Origin of the sequence: Bartonella sp. PS7NMGDW (genome assembly GCF_042193585.1) — a bacterium.
GTDB classification, from domain to species: Bacteria; Pseudomonadota; Alphaproteobacteria; order Rhizobiales; family Rhizobiaceae; genus Bartonella; species Bartonella grahamii.
Window position 1 is genome coordinate 1 of record NZ_JBHILX010000098.1, and the last position, 876, is coordinate 876.

At 30.7% G+C, this 876-nt stretch carries 1 protein-coding gene; it reads left to right on the plus strand.

The genetic code is table 11. The annotated features are described in order from the left end of the window. Positions 1-201 precede the first annotated feature (201 nt). Positions 202-531, plus strand: a complete 330-nt coding sequence (locus tag ACFIKJ_RS09490; RefSeq protein WP_208439714.1) for a helix-turn-helix transcriptional regulator — start codon at positions 202-204, stop codon at positions 529-531. Positions 532-876: the final 345 nt, after the last annotated feature.

An 876-nucleotide genomic window follows, 5' to 3' on the forward strand; every position in this document is an offset into this window, starting at 1 on the left:
AACAGATGACACATCTCTTTGCACTATGGTTGCTACAGTTTTGAAACCACCTAAATATTTTATAATTAATCTCGAAGGCATATGTAATCTCCATAACAGCGCAATAAATAATTGCGTTTTATGCACAAGTCAACGAAATTATGCTTTTTTATCATTTTTGCACATTTGCATAAAAATATATTTTCAAGGATTATACGAACCATGGAACAAGATATTCAGTCCAAACTTAAGCTATGGATTAAAGAGCGTCTTAACGAACGAGGACACGGCGCACAAACATTATTAGCATCACATTTAGAACTACACCCATCAGCAGTGAATCGCATGCTTAATACCTATCAAAATGGTAAAACGCGAGATATAACCATAGATGAACTAGTAAAGATTTCTGAATTTTTTAACGAACCTCCCCCCAGTTTTTACAAAGAAGTAGACTTAGATTTTATGAAAATATGTGCATCACTTGATCCAGTTGACAAAGAAGCGGTGCTTGATTTTCTTGAATTATTAAAAAAATTAAAAACAAAATAAGTAATAATTAACTGCTCTTTTTCATTGAATAATGAAAAAACAGATTCTATTTTTTTATCTATATCGCTCATAAACATCTCCCAAATTGTGGATAGCGCATAATTTAATTATATATTTTAAGATTTATTTTTGCGTTTTATGCAAAATTTTAATTGACTTGTGCATAAAATACAATTATCACTGCACCATACCCCGAAAAAAAAAACCTATGTCAAGGCGTTTTTTTCAAAATGTATTTAAATATTTTGATATGGAGGCATTTGTGAAGAAACCAGTGTTTATAAATTCTGATGAAATTCTCTTAGTGATGTGCGAAAATGAAGAGCAAAATCTCGCTAAATCTGG